Below are 17,308 nucleotides of genomic sequence, written 5' to 3' on the forward strand. Positions count from 1 at the left end.
CTCTATAATTTCAGGTAATTGTGACGAATCAGAAAGCGACACGCTCCCATGGCTGAACCGACAGACAACATGCCCGAATATGGCGCCGACTCGATCAAGGTCCTCAAAGGCCTCGAAGCGGTCCGCAAGCGCCCTGGCATGTATATCGGTGACACTGATGACGGGTCCGGCCTGCACCACATGATTTACGAAGTCGTCGACAATGCGATCGACGAAGCCCTCGCCGGCCATGCGGACGAAGTCACCGTCACGCTGCATGCCGATGGCTCTGCCGAAATCACTGACAATGGCCGCGGTATTCCAGTCGAGATGCACAAGGAAGAAGGCGTCTCTGCGGCCGAGGTCATCATGACCCAGCTGCACGCTGGCGGTAAGTTCGACCAGAACTCCTACAAGGTCTCTGGCGGCCTTCACGGCGTCGGCGTGTCGGTGGTCAACGCGCTGTCGGACTGGCTGGAACTGCGCATCCATCGCGGCGGCAAGGAGCACTTCGTCCGCTTCATTGATGGTGGCGCCGTGGAAGCCCCGCTGAAAGAAGTTGGCACCAGCCCGAACCGCCCCAATGGTAAGGTCCTCACCGGCACGGCCGTGCGCTTCATGGTGTCGGCTTCGACCTTCACCATGACCGAGTATGATCGCAAGACGCTGGAGCACCGGCTGCGCGAGCTCGCCTTCCTCAATAGCGGCGTGCGGATCGTCTTCCGCGATGAACGCGGCCCTGAAGCCTATGAGGCGGTGCTTGAATATGAGGGCGGCGTCAAAGCCTTTGTCGAGCACCTCAACCGCCAGCGCCAGACACTCATCCCCGACACGATCTATGCGGTCGGCGAGAAGGACGGCATCACCGTCGAGGCGGCGCTTGCCTGGACCGACAGCTATCATGAGCAGGTGCTCTGCTTCACCAACAACATCCCGCAGCGCGATGGCGGTACCCACCTTGCCGGCTTCCGCGGCGCGCTGACCCGCATCATCAACAAGTACGCATCAGAAACGGGCATCGCGAAGAAAGAGAAAGTCGACATCTCCGGCGATGACGCACGCGAAGGCCTGACCTGCGTCCTCTCTGTCAAAGTGCCAGACCCGAAATTCTCGTCGCAGACCAAGGACAAGCTCGTCAGTTCGGAAGTCCGCCCCGTGGTCGAAAGCCTGATGGGTGAGAAGCTGTCTGAATGGTTCGAGGAGAACCCGAAGGAAGCGCTCGGCATCATGCAGAAGATCGTCGAGGCCGCCGCCGCGCGTGAGGCCGCCCGCAAGGCACGTGAGCTAACCCGCCGCAAGACCGCGCTCGACATCACTTCCCTGCCCGGCAAGCTCGCCGACTGTCAGGAAAAGGACCCGTCCAAGTCCGAAATCTTCATCGTCGAGGGTGACTCTGCTGGTGGCTCGGCCAAACAGGGCCGCGACCGCTCCAACCAGGCCATCCTTCCCCTGCGCGGCAAGATCCTCAACGTGGAACGGGCCCGCTTCGACAAGATGCTGAGCTCTGACCAGGTCGGCACGCTGATCATGGCGCTTGGCGCCGGTATTGGCCGCGATGAGTTCGACATCAACAAGCTGCGCTATCACAAGATCATCATCATGACTGACGCCGACGTCGACGGCGCGCACATCCGGACGCTGCTGCTGACCTTCTTCTATCGTCAGATGCCGGAGATCATCGAGAAGGGCTATCTCTACATCGCCCAGCCGCCGCTCTACAAAGTCAGCCGCGGCCGCTCTGAGCGCTATCTCAAAGACGATATCGAGATGGACAATTACCTCATCGAGGAAGGCACCACCGGCGAGGCGCTGATCCTGCAGGACGGTACGCAGATCGCAGGCGAAGACCTGCGCGCCAATGTGCGCGAAGCCGCCGCCTTCAAGACGGCCCTCTGGCGTCTCTCGTTGCGCGCACCGGGCCATATTGTTGAGCAGGCCGCCATCGCTGGCGCGCTCGCCCCTGACGCAGACGACACAAACGCCAAGAAGACCGCCGAACGCCTCAACCTCATCGCCGAGGAAGGCGAGGACACATGGGAAGGCACGTTCGACGATGGCAATCTGACCCTGCGCCGTGAAGTGCGTTCGGTTGAGGAAAAAGCCGTGCTGGACCGCTCACTGCTCGCCAGCCAGGACGCCATCCGCCTCAACAGCCACGCCCAGCATGTGCGCCACCTCTATGAGAACCCGGCCATCCTGCGAAACGACAAGGCTGGCGAAGTCGTCGTTCACGGCCCGGTCGGCCTGTTCGAAGCCGTGCTCGCCTCAGGCCGCAAGGGCCTCAAGATCCAGCGCTACAAGGGTCTTGGCGAAATGAACGCCGACCAGCTCTGGGAAACCACGCTCGACGCCAACGCCCGCACCCTGCTCAAGGTCAAGGTCGCCCACGCCGACGACGCCGACGACATGTTCACCCGCCTCATGGGCGACGTCGTCGAACCCCGCCGCGAGTTCATCCAGGACAATGCGCTCGAGGCGGAGGTGGATGTTTAGTGGCGGACAAAGAAATTGGTCCAGTGGACCGATTTCCCGCTCAAAAGCCATAGGCCATAACGCTCCGGCTCGTCCTTCGACTTCGCTCAGGATGAGCCTCCTTGGGCGATAGCGAAGAGGCGCTCATCCTGAGCGAAGTCGAAGGACGCGCGCCGTCACTCGCTATTGCTCCAATTACGCGTAACCCTCGACGGGCGTCAGCCCCTCTGAGGTTTCATCTTCAGGTGTTGCTTCACATCCGGAGATCGGCGATCCAAAGCCTCCCCTGAACCGCATTGCCGACGCGGCCTTCTCCTTGACCATAAACGAGAGTTGGTAGAGCCATGCTGAATGACAGGAAGCCAAAACGGGCAAACCGACAATAACGATTTCGCGCCGAAGCGCAGCAAGCGGCAACTCGCGATATGGGGCGTTCAAGGCCTATTGGCGCCAATAGCGCTCTTTTTCGCGAGCTGGGCCGTCGTCGCCGCAGCCTATTATATCGTCCAGGACATCTCACTCGCCGAAGCACTCCGAGCGGGCGGGTTCGCCGCGATGCTTCTATTCTTATTGAGTGGCGGATCTCTGGCGTTCAGCCAATTTATAGGGGATCAACAGAACTCTCGAAGAGCGATGCGCATGTTCGGGGCTGTGCTGGGCGTCATCATCCTATTCAGCCTTCTGGATTCGCTAAATGCCTTGCTCGGCTAATCAGGCTTTCCGCAACCCCTCCGAAAAACACCGCCCATACACCACCAGTGCACCGTCACTGCACCGTCCAGACGCCCGGGTTTCCTCCACACCATCCGACCGGAAAATCGAGATTGACCCGCCGGAGCTTCCACGCGAGTTTCCGCTCCATGCATCCCTTTCATCTTGCCTTTCCGGTCCATGACCTTTCCGCCGCGCGCAGCTTTTATGGGGAGCTTCTGGGCTGCCCGGAAGGCCGGTCGAGCCCCGAATGGGTCGATTTTGACTTCTACGGGCACCAGATCGTCGCGCATCTCGCACCAGAGCTGTGCGGAACCGCTCAAACCAACGAAGTAGACGGGAAGGGCGTGCCGGTACGCCATTTCGGGCTGGTTCTCGACATGGAGAGCTGGGAAGCGCTTCGCCAACGCCTTGAAGGCAAAGTGGATTTCCTGATCGAGCCTTATATCCGCTTCAAGGGCGAACCGGGCGAGCAGGCGACCATGTTCTTCACCGACCCTTCAGGGAACGCCATAGAAATCAAGGCGTTCGCCGATATGGGCCGACTGTTTGCGAAGTAGCTTTTCTTAATTCAAGTTAAGGCCGATCACGGGAACCGCCTGTTCCCTATGTCCGTTTCAATGCCGTGCAGAACGCATCGAAAGGACAAGAAGCTAATGAAAAGGCTCATTAAATTCGGCGCTTATGGCGCCGCAGCTGCGGCCTTTGCAGCCAACGCCACCCCGGCCTTTGCTGACCCGCAGCATTGCCCGCCAGGCCATGCCAAAAAGGGCTGGTGTACCCCGGGTGTTGATCGTAGCGACTACCGGGACCGCTATGACGACCGCCGCGATGAGCAGCGCGCCTATAATGAAGGCTATGAAGACGGCCAGCGCGACGCCATTCGGTATAATGGCCGCACCTATAACGACTATCGCGTGATCCGCGACTATGACCGTTATGGTCTGCGTGCCCCGCGGGACGGCTATTACTATGCCGAAGTCGATGGCGATATCGTGATGGTCCAGCTGGCGACCCAGCTTGTGACGCAGCTGCTCAACTAGGCAGCCGCTCGCCAGACAAAAGAAAGCTCCGGCCATGAAAAGCCGGGGCTTTTTCTGTGTCGAGCAGGCTAGATCTAAGGTGCGCCGTTCTCCTGAACTCGCTCTTCGAGGCCTTCGCACTCGGCAGGCTCCAGCATAATGTCGAGCCCGTCCGGTACGGCGCCTTCGGCGGCGAGATACCAGATGGCGCTGCCGCGCTGGCTATCGCCATCAACTTCCGTCTGGGTGTCGAACATGACCGCCGCCGTCTCATCGGTCATGCCACTTGTAAGCGTTGTCGAGAAAGCCGCGTAATAGCCGGCCGCTTCCTGGTGTATGATGCCCCAATTGTCGCCGCTGACCGTGCCGTCATCATTGACCATGACTTCAAGGCCTTCAGTTACGTTCGCGTCGTGGCGGAAATAGCAATAGGTGCCGGGCGTCAGCGGATCTGCCTCTGTGAGCGGCGAGACAATTTCTGGCAGAGGTTGCTGCTCGATCGGGACTTCATCGCCCGTCATCGGACCTGCCTCAACTGGCGTGGTCGGGGCCTCTTCGTCAGGCGCATCGCCTCCGCAGGCGGAAAGCGCGAGCGCGCCAGCTAGCAGCAAGTATCGCATCGTCCGGACCTCCCGCAGGCTTCATGCCTGCTCCTAAGGGAAACGTCTCACCACAGGGTGACCAAGACAAGTCCTAATCGAGGCGAGCAGCCAGAGGAAATACGTTATGCTCAAAAAACAGGGCCCCACCGTAATGGCAGGGCCCTGTCCGTAAAACTTGTTTTGTGACAGCGTTCTAGCTGTTCATTTCCGCGCGGATTTTTGTGGCAAGATCGGCATCGACCTGTGCCAGTTGTACGATCTGGGTAAAGCGCTGCGCGGTCAGACCTTCTGCCTTGATGGCAGCAATCATCTCAGCTTGCGCTTCGGCTTCAATCTCCTGGGCCGCTTCCTGATCCTCGGCTGCCTGCAGCTTCGGGGTCGCTTGTTCGGCAATCTCTGTCAGGGCGCCATTGGCGGCGACGAACTGCTCGATCTCAGCGTCGCTGACCGGGTCGATCTGCGGCTGCTGCATCTGGGGCTGGGCCTGCTGCGGTGCGCTTTGCTGGGCGACAGCTGCGCCGCCTGCGAGGGTCATGGCTGCTGCGAGGGCAGCGCCGGCACCGAAACGAAATCTGTTGAGAGACATGGATGGTCTCCTTTCCTTGTTAGCGCGAAGGAGCCAAACAGATCGAAAGCCATGGTTCAACCCGTTGAGGACGGATGTGGGCGCTTTGTAATTTAATGGTTTTTCATGACAAAGCTGTCATTGACCCTGACGGGCGGCTTCTGCGACGAGCCAACATGCATTGCCCCTGTTCAAATACTGGCAGGCGCATTATCTCTTGCTGAGCACAAGGGCTGCGGCGTTCGAGGAAGCCAGCTGTCCGCCGACCTTACGTTCCGTCAAGGGAGCTGGCGCTGGGACTGGCCGTGGCCTATCCTAACCGGCACCCACCTAGTTACTAGGTCGACGGGACACGAGCGCCAAGACGGCGCACGCGGTCCTTGTGCATTCCTTTCCCTACCTATCCAGCTTGACAATCAGGTCGCTCCAGCTTGACAGGGCAGGCCATGTCAGCGACCACACTGCCCCTGCTCCTCTGCCTCCTGTCCGCCGTGACAGTCGCGCTCGCCAATTTCGCGGTGAAGCGGGGCGGAGACGTGCTCAGCGCGCGTATGGTACTGTCGATCACCTCGGCGTTCTGCGTGCTGCCCTTCGCCTTTTTCGTTCCCTTCCCGGAAGCCGCGCTCTGGCCAGCCATTACGATGGCGATCGGAGCGCACTGGGTCTACCAGTTTTTCATGATACGCGCCCTTCACCGGGGCGACCTGTCGCTCGTCTTCCCTGTCATGCGTGGGCTCGCGCCGCTGGCCACCGCCATCATCGCTGTTTTCGCGCTGCAGGAGATGCCGACATTGCTGGGCTGGGCAGGCCTGACACTCGCAACACTGGCACTGATCGTGTTCGCCCTTCCTACTGGCAAGTCGCTGGACCAGGCGTCCCTCGACCGGGTCGCGCTGATGTGGGCAGGGCTGACCGCGCTTGGCATCGGGCTCTATTCAGTGACGGACGCCTATGGCGTGCGGCTCGCAGAGAACCGGTTCACCTTCATTGTCTGGCTTTTCATGCTCGACTGGCTCGGCACCACGGCGGTGACCGTCTGGACGCGGCGCGGCCAGCTTTTCAAACGCCTGCGCCCGCAACTCGTCGGCGGCATGGTGGGCGGGGTCTCGTCGGTCATTTCTTATGGCGCGGCGCTGCTCGCTTTTTCGATGACGGACGCCGCGACGGTGACGGCGATGCGCGAAACCTCTGTCGTGTTCGGTGCAATTCTCGGGGCGGTCTTCCTGAAGGAAGGGTTCGGGCCGCGCCGTATCGTGGCGGCCTGCGTCCTCGCGGCGGGCCTCCTTCTGCTTGAGACCAGCCTTTAATCCTCCTTTCGGATATAGCTGTTAGGGGCGGGCATATGAAACTTGCCCGCCATCTTGCAGGCTATCTGCCGGCTAACCTCGCCAGCGCGCTCGCCTCTTTCGGGGCGGTCTATGTCTTCACGCGCCTGCTGGGGCCGGAAGAATATGGCCGCTATGCGCTGATGCTGTCTGTGATGGCGCTGATCCACACGCTGACGCTCGCGCCGGGTGAAGCGGCCGCCTATCGCTACACCGCCAAGGCACGCGCCGAAGGTGAGCGCGCGCTGGCCGAGCATTTCGCAACCGTGCGGGCGCTGCTCTTGCGCTCTTTGCTGTTAGCGGCACTGGCGATGGTGATAATGGCCGCGGCCGTCTCCCATATGCCGCAATACCTGCACATCCTGCCATGGATTGCGCTTTCCATGCCGATCAGCACGCTGGTACAGGCCACCCTGGAGGCACATCGCGCCAGCCAGCAGGTGCAACGCTATGTTGTCGTATATTCGTTCAAGCTTCTCGGCGGCTTCGGGCTGGGGGCCATCATCGCATGGCTGACGGATGCGGGCGCCGCCGCGCCCTTTATAGGGCTTGTGATCGCCGGTCTCATTGTCGGTATTCCGCAACTGCTCTGGTTGCAGAGGCAGGCGAGAGGCGCCTCTCCGAACGTGGCCAAGATCCGCGCCTATTACTCCTATGGCCTGCCGATCGCAGCGGCCTTGTCGCTCGACCTCCTTCTCTCCGTCGCCGACCGTTTTCTCATTTCCATATTTATCGGGGAGGCTGCTGTCGGTGCCTATGCGGCGGGCTATGGCGTTGCGGACAAGACGATCTTGCTCCTCTGCGCCTGGGCCGCCATGGCCGGTCAGCCACTTGTCCTGGCTGCCTATGAAGAAGAAGGCCCCGACGCTGCGCGGCGTGAAGCCCGGAGCCTTGTATCGACCATGCTGCTGATCGGGCTTCCAGCTGCCATGGGCCTCGCCCTTGTTGCCGAACCGCTTTCTGAAGCGCTCATCGGCGAAGATCTTCGTGAGCAGGCTGCGCGCATCATCCCATGGATCGCCTTTGCCGGTCTCATGAACGGCCTTCTGATGCATTACTATGCAGAAGCTTTCCAGCTCGCGCAGAAGACAGGGGAGCAGGCGCTGCTGATGTTGATCCCCGCAGGCGTCAACATCGCAGCGAATATCGTACTGATCCCGCAATTCGGGATTATCGGTGCCGTTGCCGCCACGATTGCGAGCTATACAATCGGCATACTGGTGATTGCCGGACGCGGCCGACGCTATGTCGCCTTCCCATTCCCGTTCGTACCGGTCCTCAAGATCCTCATAGCCTCGCTCGCCATGTGGCCAGCCATTGCAATAATACCGGAGTTTGGCGGCTGGCCGGAGCTGATTGCGAAAGCATTCGCGGGGGCAATCGTGTATGCGGCAGCCGCGCTTGCGATTGATGCTGGAGGTGCCAGATCATTCGTGCAAGACAGGCTCAACGCATCCACCGAGCCCCCAGCTACGTAACAGGCTTCATGACCGACAAAAGCTCCGACCTGGACACTGCCGCCAACAAAGCCAACCAGATCTGGGGTGAGCTCCTGCCCGTGATCGCTTTCGTGGCGATCTACAATCTGATCCGGCTGCTCGGTATCGACGTCGAGACGACCATCGGCGGCGTCGATATGGCCATCAATTCCGATACCGCGCTTTATTGGGCGACTGGCGTTCTCATCATCCTGACTGTTGGTTTCATCGCCCGCAGGCTGATGACAGGCGGGCGCGTGCCGTTGTTTACGCTGCTCAGCGCCGGCATTGTCGGCTCGTTCGGGATTATCGGCATCGTGCTGCAGGACAAGGGCTTCATCTATGCCAAGCCGACAATCCAGCAGCTGATCCTTGCCGGTTTCATCTTCGGCTCGCTCGCCTTCGGCACGAACATCTGGAAAGTGATGTTCAAAAACGTGTTCGACCTGCCCGACCATGCCTGGACCCAGCTTGCGATCCGCTGGGGCGGCTATTTCGTCTTCATGGCCGCCGCCAATGAATTCGTGTGGCGCTATTTCGTGCCACCACTGGAAGAGCCGCTTCGCATCGCAGGCCTGCTCTGGGCGCCAGCTGGGGAGTACGATTTCCTCGGCATTACGTTCGGGGCACGTAATTTCGAGGATGCCTGGGCGACCTGGTGGAAGCTCGGCACCTGGGTGATCACGCTCGCCTTCGGTGCTGCCAACGTACCCTATACGATGAAGCATCTGCGCGACAGCGATGACGATGCTGGGAAAAGCGAAAGCGAAGCTAGCGCGTAACCTTCTCGGTGTTCGGCGGATTGCCATAAGGCACGAAATCCGCCTTGCCGCGTGTTTCAGCATAATGCGTCAGCGCCCAGACGACTGTCGGGAAAGCAAGCTCCGACCAGGGAATATCCTTCCAGTCGAAAAGCTGCACATCAAGGCTTTCAGGTCCCGCTTCGAAGTCTGATGCCAGGCGTGCGCGGAACATGACCTGCACCTGACCGATGCGCGGTATGGAGTAGGTCGCCAGCATCCGGTCAATTTCAATCGTGGCGCAGGCTTCCTCGCGGGCTTCGCGCTGCGCGGCCTCCTCAATCGTTTCGCCGAGCTCCATATAGCCTGCTGGCAGCGTCCAGAAGCCCTTGCGCGGTTCGATCGCGCGCTTGCAGAGCAGGATCTGGTCGCCCCTAGTCACGACGGAGCCTGCTACGATGCGGGGATTGCGGTAATCCACGAAGCCGCAAGTCTGGCAGATCCGGCGTTCACGGTCATCGCCATTCGGAACGCCAAGCTCGAATTTCTCGTCCACTGTCTGTGTCATCAACCTGTTAACGTGCTGGTTTATTGCGAACCCACATTGATCCGCACACTGTTTGTTTCCAGATATTGTCTGAAAACCGACGAAGCAAAGTGAACTGCAAGGATAGATCGAGATGGCTGACCAACAAGACACGCAGACCTTTGATCTGTCCAAATCGACCAGCCATTTGCTGCACCGGGCTCAGCAGGCCGCCGTCAATTTATCGACTGATGCGCTGGCGGCCCAGGGGCTGACCCTTCGCCAGTTTGCGGTGCTCGCGGCGCTTGCCGCCGAAGAAGGCCAGAGCCAGTCCAGCCTTGTCGACCGCACGGGCATCGACCGCTCGACGCTCGCCGAAATGGTCCGCCGGATGGAGGCTGCTGGCTATATTGAGCGCACCACCTCGCCAGAGGATGCCCGCGCCAAGGCAGTCTCTCTTCTGGCAAAGGGCCGTGCGGTCTATGAAGCTGCCCTGCCGGGGGTGGAAGCGGCAGACAAAGAACTGCTCGCCATGATACGCGCCAATCGCCGTGCAGGCTTCATCCTGTCGCTTGCCGCCATCGGCGCGCCAGAGGAAGAGGTTGAGGTCGAGGAAGCGGTCGCTGAAGATGCTGCGGACGGCGGCGCCGAGACAAGCAAGAAATCCAAGCCGAAGAAGTCCAAGAAGGACAAGGCGGCAAAGGCGGACAAATCGAAGTCCGACAAGAAGAAGAAAAAGAAAAAAAAGAAGTAGGTGCGGCCTAACCGCCGAGCGCTTCTGCGACCTGCTGGCTGCGTTCTGGGTCCAGCGGACCGCGCACGTGCAGGATGATCTGCCCGTCGGCGCTGATCACGAAGGTCTCAGGCACGCCCGTCAGACCAAAGTCGAGACCGCCCTGCCCTGACGGGTCGACACCAATCTGCTCGAACGGGTTTCCAAGCTCTTCCAGGAAGGCGCGCGTCGCTTCAGGCACATCCTTGTAGGCAAGGCCGTAGACCTGCCCGGGAAAGGTTTCTGCAAGCGCAGTGATGTCGCCATGCTCAGCCCGGCAAGGCGCGCACCAGCTGGCAAACAGGTTCACCATGACCGGGCCATCACCGGGCGGGGTGGCAAAGCTGATCTCCTGTTCTGGCGCATCTAGCAGCGGGAAGGCGCGGTCAGGCGCGCTGCGGTCGGCCTTGGCGACAAAGCTCTCATCATCGGGCTGCATCAGCTGATACGCCCCGAGAACGCCGAGCCCGAGCAGGAGCGCCACTGGAATAGTAAGCAGCCAGCGTTTCATCAGCTCTGCTCCCTTTCGGCCTGCAGACGGTCCAGACGGCGCTTGGCGATCCGCGCGCGGATCAGCGCGTAGACAAACAGCCCGATCGGCACGACCGCGCCGATGGCATAAATGGCCCAGATAAAGCCTGCGTTCTGTTCAAAGACCGGAAGCATGGTTCAGGACCCCGACAGCTTGCGCGCGATGAGAACGTCGCCGCGGCGGCCCCAGACCTCCGCGCGCATCAGCATCATGGTGAGGCCCGCAAAGAAGATCATGTGCGCCAGTCCGCCGATCAGGAGCGGCGTCAGGTAGACAGGCGGCATGGCCGGTCCGTCGAGGCGCAGCACGCTCGCATCCTGATGAATGGACGACCAGATATCGACCGAGAACTTGATGAGCGGCACATTGACGGCGCCGACCATGGCGAGGATTGCGCCAGCGCGCGCTGCCTTCTGGCGCGTCTCCATGGCTGCACGCAGCGCCATATAGCCAAGGAAGAGGAAGAACATGACCAGCACCGACATCATGCGGGCATCATCCCAGAGCCACCAGGTGCCCCAGGTCGGCTTGCCCCAGATGCTGCCTGTTGCGAGGCACATCGCCGTATAGGCTGCGCCGAGCGGGGCGATGGACTTTGCCGCCATGTCGGCAAGCTCATGCCGCCAGATGAACCAGATGAGGCTGGTCGCAGCGAGGCCCATATAGCTTGCCATGGCGAGCCAGGCAGACGGGACATGGACGAACATGGCGCGCATGATGTCGCCGCCCTGATAGTCATCCTGTGGCACGACCCAGAGGCCCTGCCAGACGCTCCACACCATCAGCAATGCGCCGATGCACAGACAAGCAGGCGCGAGCCAGCGCGAAAGCGCCATGAAACGATGCGGATTGGCAAAAGCCCTGATCATGGCTCCCCCTGATAAAGGTCTCTCAATCGACCGCCAAGCGCAGCGCCGCAGATGCGGCGAAAGGTGCAATCGAAAGCGCGAAGAGCGTCGTTGCCGAGAGGAAGAGCAGGCTCGGTCCCCCCGGCCCCTCAATTGTTGCAAGCGCCCCGAAGATCGCCGTCGGCACGAAGAGCGGCAGCGCGAGCAGCGAAATGAGTAGCCCGCCCCGTGCCACGCTTGCCGCAAGCGCCCCCGCCACACCGCCCCATAGGAAAAAGGCCAGACCGCCGAGCCCATAGGCCAGCATGGCGGGCACAAGCGCGCCCGCATCGACCTGAAGCGCGATGCCGATGGGCGGGGTCAGCAGGACAAGCGGCAGACCAGAGACGAGCCAGTGCGCGATGATCTTGGCTGCGGCGACGAGGAAGAGCGGCGTCTCCTCTTGCGCCCAGAGCTCCAAGACGCCGTCTTCAAGGTCCGCCTGAAAGACCCGCTCCATGGAAACAAGAGAGGCAAGCGCGAGCGCGACCCAGAGAATGCCTGTGCCGATAGATGAGAGCTGGCTGGCCTCACTGCCCACCGTGAACGGGACCAGCATGGCCGCGCCGGCAAAGAAGCCGATTGGGAGCAACACGCCTGCGCCGCCTGCCCAGGCCTCACCAAGGGCCTGACGGAAGGCTGCACGAAGGGGAGAGGGGCTTCTCATAGCTGCACCTCACCGCTCGCCTCGAACGGCGCTTCGCCATGGAGCGCTGTGATTACCGCGCCGCCAGACGCGCGGTGCCGGTCGATGAGACTGGTGACAAGCGCCTTGCCCTGAGTATCCAGTGCAGAGAATGGCTCATCCAGCAGCCAGAGCGGGCGATCTGCGAGCAGCAGGCGTGCAATGGCGGTGCGCCGCTTCTGGCCTGCTGACAGCAGGCGACCTGCAACATCGAAAGGCCGCTCAATCCCCATATGGCTCGCGATCTCTATTGCATCAGCGGTGCTTCCCCACACGCGGCCCCAGTGCGTTAGGTGCGCGCGCGGCGTTTCATGCGGCTTCAGCCCGTTGCGATGGCCGATCCAGTGATGGCGGACCGGACGTTCCACCGTCCCGGCGTCCGGGCGCGACAGGCCACCCAGCATACGAAGAAGTGTGGACTTGCCCGCACCATTTGCCCCGCGCAGCACAAGCGCCTCGCCCGCTTTCGCCTCAACCGAAAGGTCCGAGAACAGGACGCGTTCACCCCGGATTGCGCCCAGTCCGACTGCCTTGATCAGAAACTCATTCATCGTGGCTGCGTTTTCTGCCAAGAAGTCTCATCCCCGTGCAATTGCGTATGCCGCACATCGACTATAAGAGACAGGCAAACCAGCGCAGCGCACCGGCGCGCGCCCACCGGACACATGCAAGAAGAGGTCACTCCCACGATGCCATCCCTCGACAGTTTCAATTCACGCCGCACGCTCGACGTCGACGGCAAGTCATACGTTTACTACTCGCTTTCCGCCGCAGGCGAAAATGGTCTGGGCGATGTGTCACGCCTGCCAGCCTCGCTCAAGGTGCTGCTGGAAAACATGCTGCGCAACGAAGATGGCAAGACGGTTACCAAAGCCGACATTCTGGCCTTCAAGGAATGGCTCGAGACCAAGGGCGACATGAGCCATGAGATCGCCTACCGCCCGGCCCGCGTCCTGATGCAGGACTTTACCGGCGTTCCGGCTGTAGTTGACCTCGCCGCCATGCGTGACGCTGCCGAAAAGCTCGGCGCTGATGCAGAAGCCATCAACCCGCTTGTCCCTGTCGACCTCGTCATCGACCACTCGGTCATGGTCGATTTCTTTGGCGGGCCTGAAAGCTTCGAGAAGAACGTTAAGGTCGAGTATGAGCGCAACCTGGAGCGTTATGAGTTCCTGCGCTGGGGCTCCAAGGCATTCCGCAACTTCCGCGTCGTGCCGCCGGGCACCGGCATCTGCCACCAGGTGAACCTCGAATATCTCGGCCAGACCGTCTGGACGAAAGAAGAAGACGGCGAGACGGTTGCCTATTTTGACACCTGCGTCGGCACCGACTCCCACACCACCATGATCAACGGCCTTGCCGTTCTCGGCTGGGGCGTTGGCGGCATCGAAGCTGAAGCGGCCATGCTCGGCCAGCCAGTGTCCATGCTGATCCCGGAAGTGGTCGGCTTCAAGCTGACCGGCAAGCTGGCGGAAGGCGCGACCGCGACCGACCTCGTGCTGACCGTCACACAGATGCTGCGCAAGCACGGCGTCGTCGGCAAGTTCGTCGAGTTCTACGGCGAAGGCCTTGCGAACCTCACCCTGGAAGACGAAGCCACCATCTCCAACATGGCGCCAGAATATGGTGCGACCTGTGGCTTCTTCCCGGTCGACGAAGAAACCATCCAATACCTCTCCGACACGGGCCGCGACCCGGAGCGCGTGAAGCTGGTCGAAGCCTATGCCAAGGCGCAGGGCTACTGGCGCCCTGAACAGGCCGATCCGGTCTACACCTCGACACTCGAGCTTGACCTTGGCAGCGTCGTGCCGTCGCTTGCCGGTCCAAAGCGTCCACAGGACCGCGTCCTGCTGACCGAGGCTGACAATGCATTCCGCGACGCGCTGAACGAAATCCGTGGCGGCGCAAAGGATCCGGACACTACGCCAGACTCCAGAGGCGAATCCCGCTTCGTCGATGAAGGTGCCCAGAACGTCTATACCGACCCGGAAGCCTATGGCGTGTCGATGCATTCGGTCGAAGGCACCGATTACCATGTGCATGACGGCTCTGTTGTTATCGCGGCCATCACCTCCTGTACGAACACCTCCAACCCATCGGTGATGCTTGCCGCTGGCCTGTTGGCGCGCAACGCCCTTGAGAAGGGCCTGACCCGCAAGCCATGGGTGAAGACCTCGCTCGCACCGGGCTCAAAAGTCGTGACCGACTATCTTGAGCGCGCCGGCCTGCAGGACGACCTTGATGCGATGGGCTTCAACCTTGTCGGCTATGGCTGCACGACGTGTATCGGTAACTCCGGTCCCCTGCCGCCAGCCATCTCCAAGGCTGTGAACGAGAACGACCTCGTTGTCGGCTCTGTCCTTTCGGGCAACCGCAACTTCGAAGGCCGCATCAGCCAGGACGTGCGCGCGAACTATCTCGCTTCGCCGCCACTGGTCGTTGCCTATGCGATCGCGGGTTCCCTGCACGTGAACCTGACCACGGATCCGCTCGGCAAAGACAAGGACGGCAACGACGTTTTCCTGAAGGACATCTGGCCTTCTTCGAAAGAGATCGCCGACGTCATGCGCCAATCGGTGACGCCGGAAATGTTCTCTGAGCGTTATGGCAACGTCTTTGAGGGTGACGAGCACTGGCAGAATATCTCCGTTACCGGCTCCAAGACCTATACCTGGCCGGAATCGACCTATGTACAGAACCCGCCATACTTTGACGGCATGACGGTCGATCTCGACAAGGCAGAGGACGTGAAGGATGCCCGCATCCTCGGTCTTTTCGCCGACTCCATCACGACCGACCACATCTCGCCAGCTGGCGCTATCAAGCCGTCCAGTCCGGCCGGCCGGTACCTGCAGGAGCATGGTGTGGAGGTCACGGACTTCAACTCTTACGGCTCGCGCCGCGGCAACCACGAAGTCATGATGCGCGGCACTTTCGCCAATATCCGCATCAAGAACCAGATGGTCCCAGGCGTCGAGGGCGGCGTAACCATCCACCACCCTTCCGGTGAGCAGATGGCCATCTATGATGCGGCGATGAAGTACCAGAAGGAAGACAGGCAGCTGGTGGTCTTTGCTGGCAAGGAATACGGCACCGGCTCGTCGCGTGACTGGGCCGCCAAAGGCACCATCCTTCTTGGTGTCAAGGCCGTTGTCGCAGAGAGCTTCGAGCGTATTCACCGTTCCAACCTGATCGGCATGGGCGTCCTTCCGCTGCAGTTCAAGGACGGTCAGTCCTGGCAGTCGCTGGGCCTTGATGGGTCCGAGGAAGTCAGCATTTCCGGGATCAGCGACGTCAGCCCACGTCAGGATATCGACGTCACCATCAAGAAGGCAGATGGCTCTACCCAGACCATCACCACGCTGGTGCGAATCGATACCGAGAACGAGCTCGACTACTACCGCAATGGTGGCATCCTGCACTATGTGCTGCGCAACCTCGCCCGCGAAGCAGCGTAGAGACACGTAGAAGCGACGTAAAAACAAGGTGCCGCTCTTTTTGGAAAGGGCGGCACCTTCATTTCACGCCTTAGTGAATTCAATTTCATCCCGTCTGACGGTAAGTGCGCACTCCATGAGACCGATCCATAAGCTTCTGGCCCTTCCGGCCCTGATCATCAGCTGCGGCGCTGGCGCTGCCTCCGCCGACACGCCGGTGCTGGTCGAGCTGTTTGCCTCGCATAACTGCCAGGTCTGCCCGAAGGCCTACGACACGCTCCGTGAAATAGAGAGCGAGCGCGGCGAGGATGTCTTGATCCTTACCTGGGCCGTGGATTATTGGGACTATCTTGGCGAGCCTGACCCGCTCGCGCTTCCGGATGCGGCGGCGCGCCAGACCGCTTATGCAGAACGCTTTGGCCTGCGCGCGCCTTATACGCCGCAATCGGTCTACAATGGCGAAAAGGAATGCCCGGCAACCCGCAAATCTACGGTCGAGGCAAATATCGAAAACCAGCAGGCAATCAATACGCCGTATGAAGTCGAGATCACGGCCATGTCAGGGGGCAGGTTTGCACTGAGCGGCGCTGTCCCTTCGCCGGCGCAGGTGCAACTCGTCGAATATGCGCGGGATGAGGCGCGGGGCGGCAAAATGGTCAACCCGGTGATCGAAGCACAGTCACTGGGCCTCTGGTCCGGCGGAAGCGTCACTTACGCCTATTCATGCGAGAGCGACTGCGCCCTGATCGTGCAGGCGCCTGATTTCGGACATGTCTACGCGGCGAAGGCGCTGAACGAGGATGCGGGCTAGGCCCGTCCCCCGCCCTCGCGGCAAGCTCATCTCAGGATTTGGAAGACAGCGAATCCAGCTGCTTCTGCATCATTTCCATCTGCGCCTTCAGCGCGGACATTGCATCGTCGCGCGCTTCCGCAGACTCCTGCGCGCCTGCATTCGAACGCTGCGCCCTCTGCGGCTCACCCTGGCGCGGCGCGCCTGAAGCAGAGCCAGCGCCCGGTACGGCAAACATCTTCATCGCCTGCTCGAACATTTCCATGTTCCGACGTGTCTGGGTCTCGAAGAAGGCCATTGGATGGGCACCGCCTATCGCCTTCTTCCAGCGCTCCTGGCTTTCAGCAAAACTGTTCATGCTCATATCCAGCCATGCCGGCAGCATGTTTTGTGCACCGCCCCCATAGAAGCCAATCAGCTGACGCAGAAAGGATAGCGGAAGGGCTCCGTCACCCTTGTTCTCTTTCTCGAAAATGATCTGTGTCAGGACGGATCGGGTGAGATCATCGCCCGATTTTGCATCGCGAACTTCGAAGTCCACTTCGCGCCGCACAAGATCTGCGAGGTGGTCAAGTGTCACATATGATGAGGTTGATGTGTCATAGAGACGCCGGTTGGCGTACTTCTTGATAATGACTGTTTCGTCAGTCCCGGTTGCCTTGGTCATTTCATGCCCTTCAATTCGCCCTCGAGAGCGATTCTTATCGTGATTTCAGCCAAGAATGGCATGAAATAGCGAGACTTTCAAAATCATACGTCCGGCTTATACAGGGCCCAGCTTACAA

The 17,308-nt window shown here is 60.7% G+C and carries 19 protein-coding genes and 1 other RNA gene; 11 read left to right on the top strand and 9 right to left on the bottom strand.

The genetic code is table 11. The features are described 5' to 3' along the window. Window positions 1-48 precede the first annotated feature (48 nt). The 4 genes from gyrB to O4G74_RS00870 all read left to right on the top strand — a co-directional run bounded on the left by gyrB (window position 49) and on the right by O4G74_RS00870 (window position 4,205). Window positions 49-2,472: a DNA topoisomerase (ATP-hydrolyzing) subunit B gene (gene gyrB / locus O4G74_RS00855; protein ID WP_269400785.1), complete on the top strand. Its 2,424-nt coding sequence runs from the start codon at window positions 49-51 to the stop codon at window positions 2,470-2,472. A gap of 330 nt (window positions 2,473-2,802) precedes the next feature. Continuing rightward, entirely contained in the window at window positions 2,803-3,162 is a 360-nt protein-coding gene (locus O4G74_RS00860; RefSeq protein ID WP_269400786.1) for a hypothetical protein, read from the top strand. A 149-nt stretch (window positions 3,163-3,311) separates the two neighbouring features. Continuing rightward, window positions 3,312-3,722 carry a VOC family protein gene (locus O4G74_RS00865; protein ID WP_269400787.1) on the top strand — a complete coding sequence of 137 codons (411 nt, stop codon included), beginning with the start codon at window positions 3,312-3,314 and terminating at the stop codon, window positions 3,720-3,722. A 96-nt stretch (window positions 3,723-3,818) separates the two neighbouring features. Further along, window positions 3,819-4,205, top strand: coding sequence for an RcnB family protein (locus tag O4G74_RS00870; RefSeq protein ID WP_269400788.1), 387 nt, complete (start codon window positions 3,819-3,821; stop codon window positions 4,203-4,205). Window positions 4,206-4,279: 74 nt separating this feature from the next. Here the strand turns inward: O4G74_RS00870 and O4G74_RS00875 are convergent, their stop codons facing one another. Further along, window positions 4,280-4,804 carry a hypothetical protein gene (locus O4G74_RS00875; RefSeq protein ID WP_269400789.1) on the bottom strand — a complete coding sequence of 175 codons (525 nt, stop codon included), beginning with the start codon at window positions 4,802-4,804 and terminating at the stop codon, window positions 4,280-4,282. Between the two features lie 175 nt (window positions 4,805-4,979). Then, window positions 4,980-5,372: a DUF4168 domain-containing protein gene (locus tag O4G74_RS00880; RefSeq protein WP_269400790.1), complete on the bottom strand. Its 393-nt coding sequence runs from the start codon at window positions 5,370-5,372 to the stop codon at window positions 4,980-4,982. A gap of 206 nt (window positions 5,373-5,578) precedes the next feature. Between O4G74_RS00880 and ssrS the strand changes: the two genes are divergently transcribed. The 4 genes from ssrS (at window position 5,579) to O4G74_RS00900 (ending at window position 8,936) form a co-directional block, all read left to right on the top strand. After that, a non-coding RNA gene (ssrS, locus tag O4G74_RS00885) (6S RNA) lies at window positions 5,579-5,735 on the top strand. Between the two features lie 62 nt (window positions 5,736-5,797). Next, window positions 5,798-6,658, top strand: a complete 861-nt coding sequence (locus O4G74_RS00890) for a DMT family transporter (RefSeq protein WP_269400791.1) — start codon at window positions 5,798-5,800, stop codon at window positions 6,656-6,658. A 35-nt stretch (window positions 6,659-6,693) separates the two neighbouring features. After that, window positions 6,694-8,154, top strand: coding sequence for a lipopolysaccharide biosynthesis protein (locus tag O4G74_RS00895; RefSeq protein ID WP_269400792.1), 1,461 nt, complete (start codon window positions 6,694-6,696; stop codon window positions 8,152-8,154). Between the two features lie 8 nt (window positions 8,155-8,162). After that, window positions 8,163-8,936 (top strand): inner membrane-spanning protein YciB, encoded by a 774-nt coding sequence (locus O4G74_RS00900; protein ID WP_269400793.1) that lies wholly within the window; start codon window positions 8,163-8,165, stop codon window positions 8,934-8,936. Here the strand turns inward: O4G74_RS00900 and O4G74_RS00905 are convergent. Continuing rightward, the gene (locus O4G74_RS00905; RefSeq protein WP_269400794.1) at window positions 8,926-9,462 is read right to left on the bottom strand and encodes an NUDIX hydrolase; all 537 of its coding nucleotides are present in this window, start codon (window positions 9,460-9,462) and stop codon (window positions 8,926-8,928) included. The genes O4G74_RS00900 and O4G74_RS00905 overlap by 11 nt on opposite strands. A gap of 112 nt (window positions 9,463-9,574) precedes the next feature. Here O4G74_RS00905 and O4G74_RS00910 point away from each other — a divergent pair, with 112 nt between their 5' ends. Beyond that, window positions 9,575-10,174 carry a MarR family winged helix-turn-helix transcriptional regulator gene (locus O4G74_RS00910; RefSeq protein WP_269400795.1) on the top strand — a complete coding sequence of 200 codons (600 nt, stop codon included), beginning with the start codon at window positions 9,575-9,577 and terminating at the stop codon, window positions 10,172-10,174. A gap of 7 nt (window positions 10,175-10,181) precedes the next feature. Here O4G74_RS00910 and O4G74_RS00915 read toward each other — a convergent pair whose 3' ends face one another. Genes O4G74_RS00915 through ccmA form a run of 5 tightly spaced genes read right to left on the bottom strand, consistent with a single transcriptional unit; the run spans window position 10,182 to window position 12,868 of the window. After that, entirely contained in the window at window positions 10,182-10,703 is a 522-nt protein-coding gene (locus tag O4G74_RS00915; RefSeq protein WP_269400796.1) for a redoxin family protein, read from the bottom strand. Continuing rightward, entirely contained in the window at window positions 10,703-10,858 is a 156-nt protein-coding gene (locus tag O4G74_RS00920; protein ID WP_269400797.1) for a heme exporter protein CcmD, read from the bottom strand. The genes O4G74_RS00915 and O4G74_RS00920 overlap by 1 nt, the downstream gene beginning before the upstream one ends. Window positions 10,859-10,861: 3 nt before the next feature. Beyond that, window positions 10,862-11,593: a heme ABC transporter permease CcmC gene (ccmC, locus tag O4G74_RS00925; RefSeq protein ID WP_269400798.1), complete on the bottom strand. Its 732-nt coding sequence runs from the start codon at window positions 11,591-11,593 to the stop codon at window positions 10,862-10,864. A 22-nt stretch (window positions 11,594-11,615) separates the two neighbouring features. Beyond that, the gene (locus O4G74_RS00930) at window positions 11,616-12,278 is read right to left on the bottom strand and encodes a heme exporter protein CcmB (RefSeq protein WP_269400799.1); all 663 of its coding nucleotides are present in this window, start codon (window positions 12,276-12,278) and stop codon (window positions 11,616-11,618) included. Further along, complete coding sequence (gene ccmA, locus O4G74_RS00935) at window positions 12,275-12,868, bottom strand: heme ABC exporter ATP-binding protein CcmA (RefSeq protein ID WP_269400800.1); 594 nt, start codon at window positions 12,866-12,868, stop codon at window positions 12,275-12,277. The genes O4G74_RS00930 and ccmA overlap by 4 nt, the downstream gene beginning before the upstream one ends. 117 nt (window positions 12,869-12,985) lie before the next feature. On the opposite strand from ccmA, the gene acnA reads away from it, so the two are divergent. Both acnA and O4G74_RS00945 read left to right on the top strand, forming a co-directional pair. Further along, window positions 12,986-15,754, top strand: a complete 2,769-nt coding sequence (acnA, locus tag O4G74_RS00940) for an aconitate hydratase AcnA (RefSeq protein WP_269400801.1) — start codon at window positions 12,986-12,988, stop codon at window positions 15,752-15,754. Between the two features lie 115 nt (window positions 15,755-15,869). Further along, complete coding sequence (locus tag O4G74_RS00945; RefSeq protein WP_269400802.1) at window positions 15,870-16,544, top strand: DUF1223 domain-containing protein; 675 nt, start codon at window positions 15,870-15,872, stop codon at window positions 16,542-16,544. 31 nt (window positions 16,545-16,575) lie between these two features. Here the strand turns inward: O4G74_RS00945 and phaR are convergent, their stop codons facing one another. After that, window positions 16,576-17,190 carry a polyhydroxyalkanoate synthesis repressor PhaR gene (phaR, locus tag O4G74_RS00950; RefSeq protein ID WP_269400803.1) on the bottom strand — a complete coding sequence of 205 codons (615 nt, stop codon included), beginning with the start codon at window positions 17,188-17,190 and terminating at the stop codon, window positions 16,576-16,578. Window positions 17,191-17,308 lie beyond the last annotated feature (118 nt).

Source organism: Henriciella marina (genome assembly GCF_027213945.1).
GTDB classification, from domain to species: Bacteria; Pseudomonadota; Alphaproteobacteria; order Caulobacterales; family Hyphomonadaceae; genus Henriciella; species Henriciella marina_A.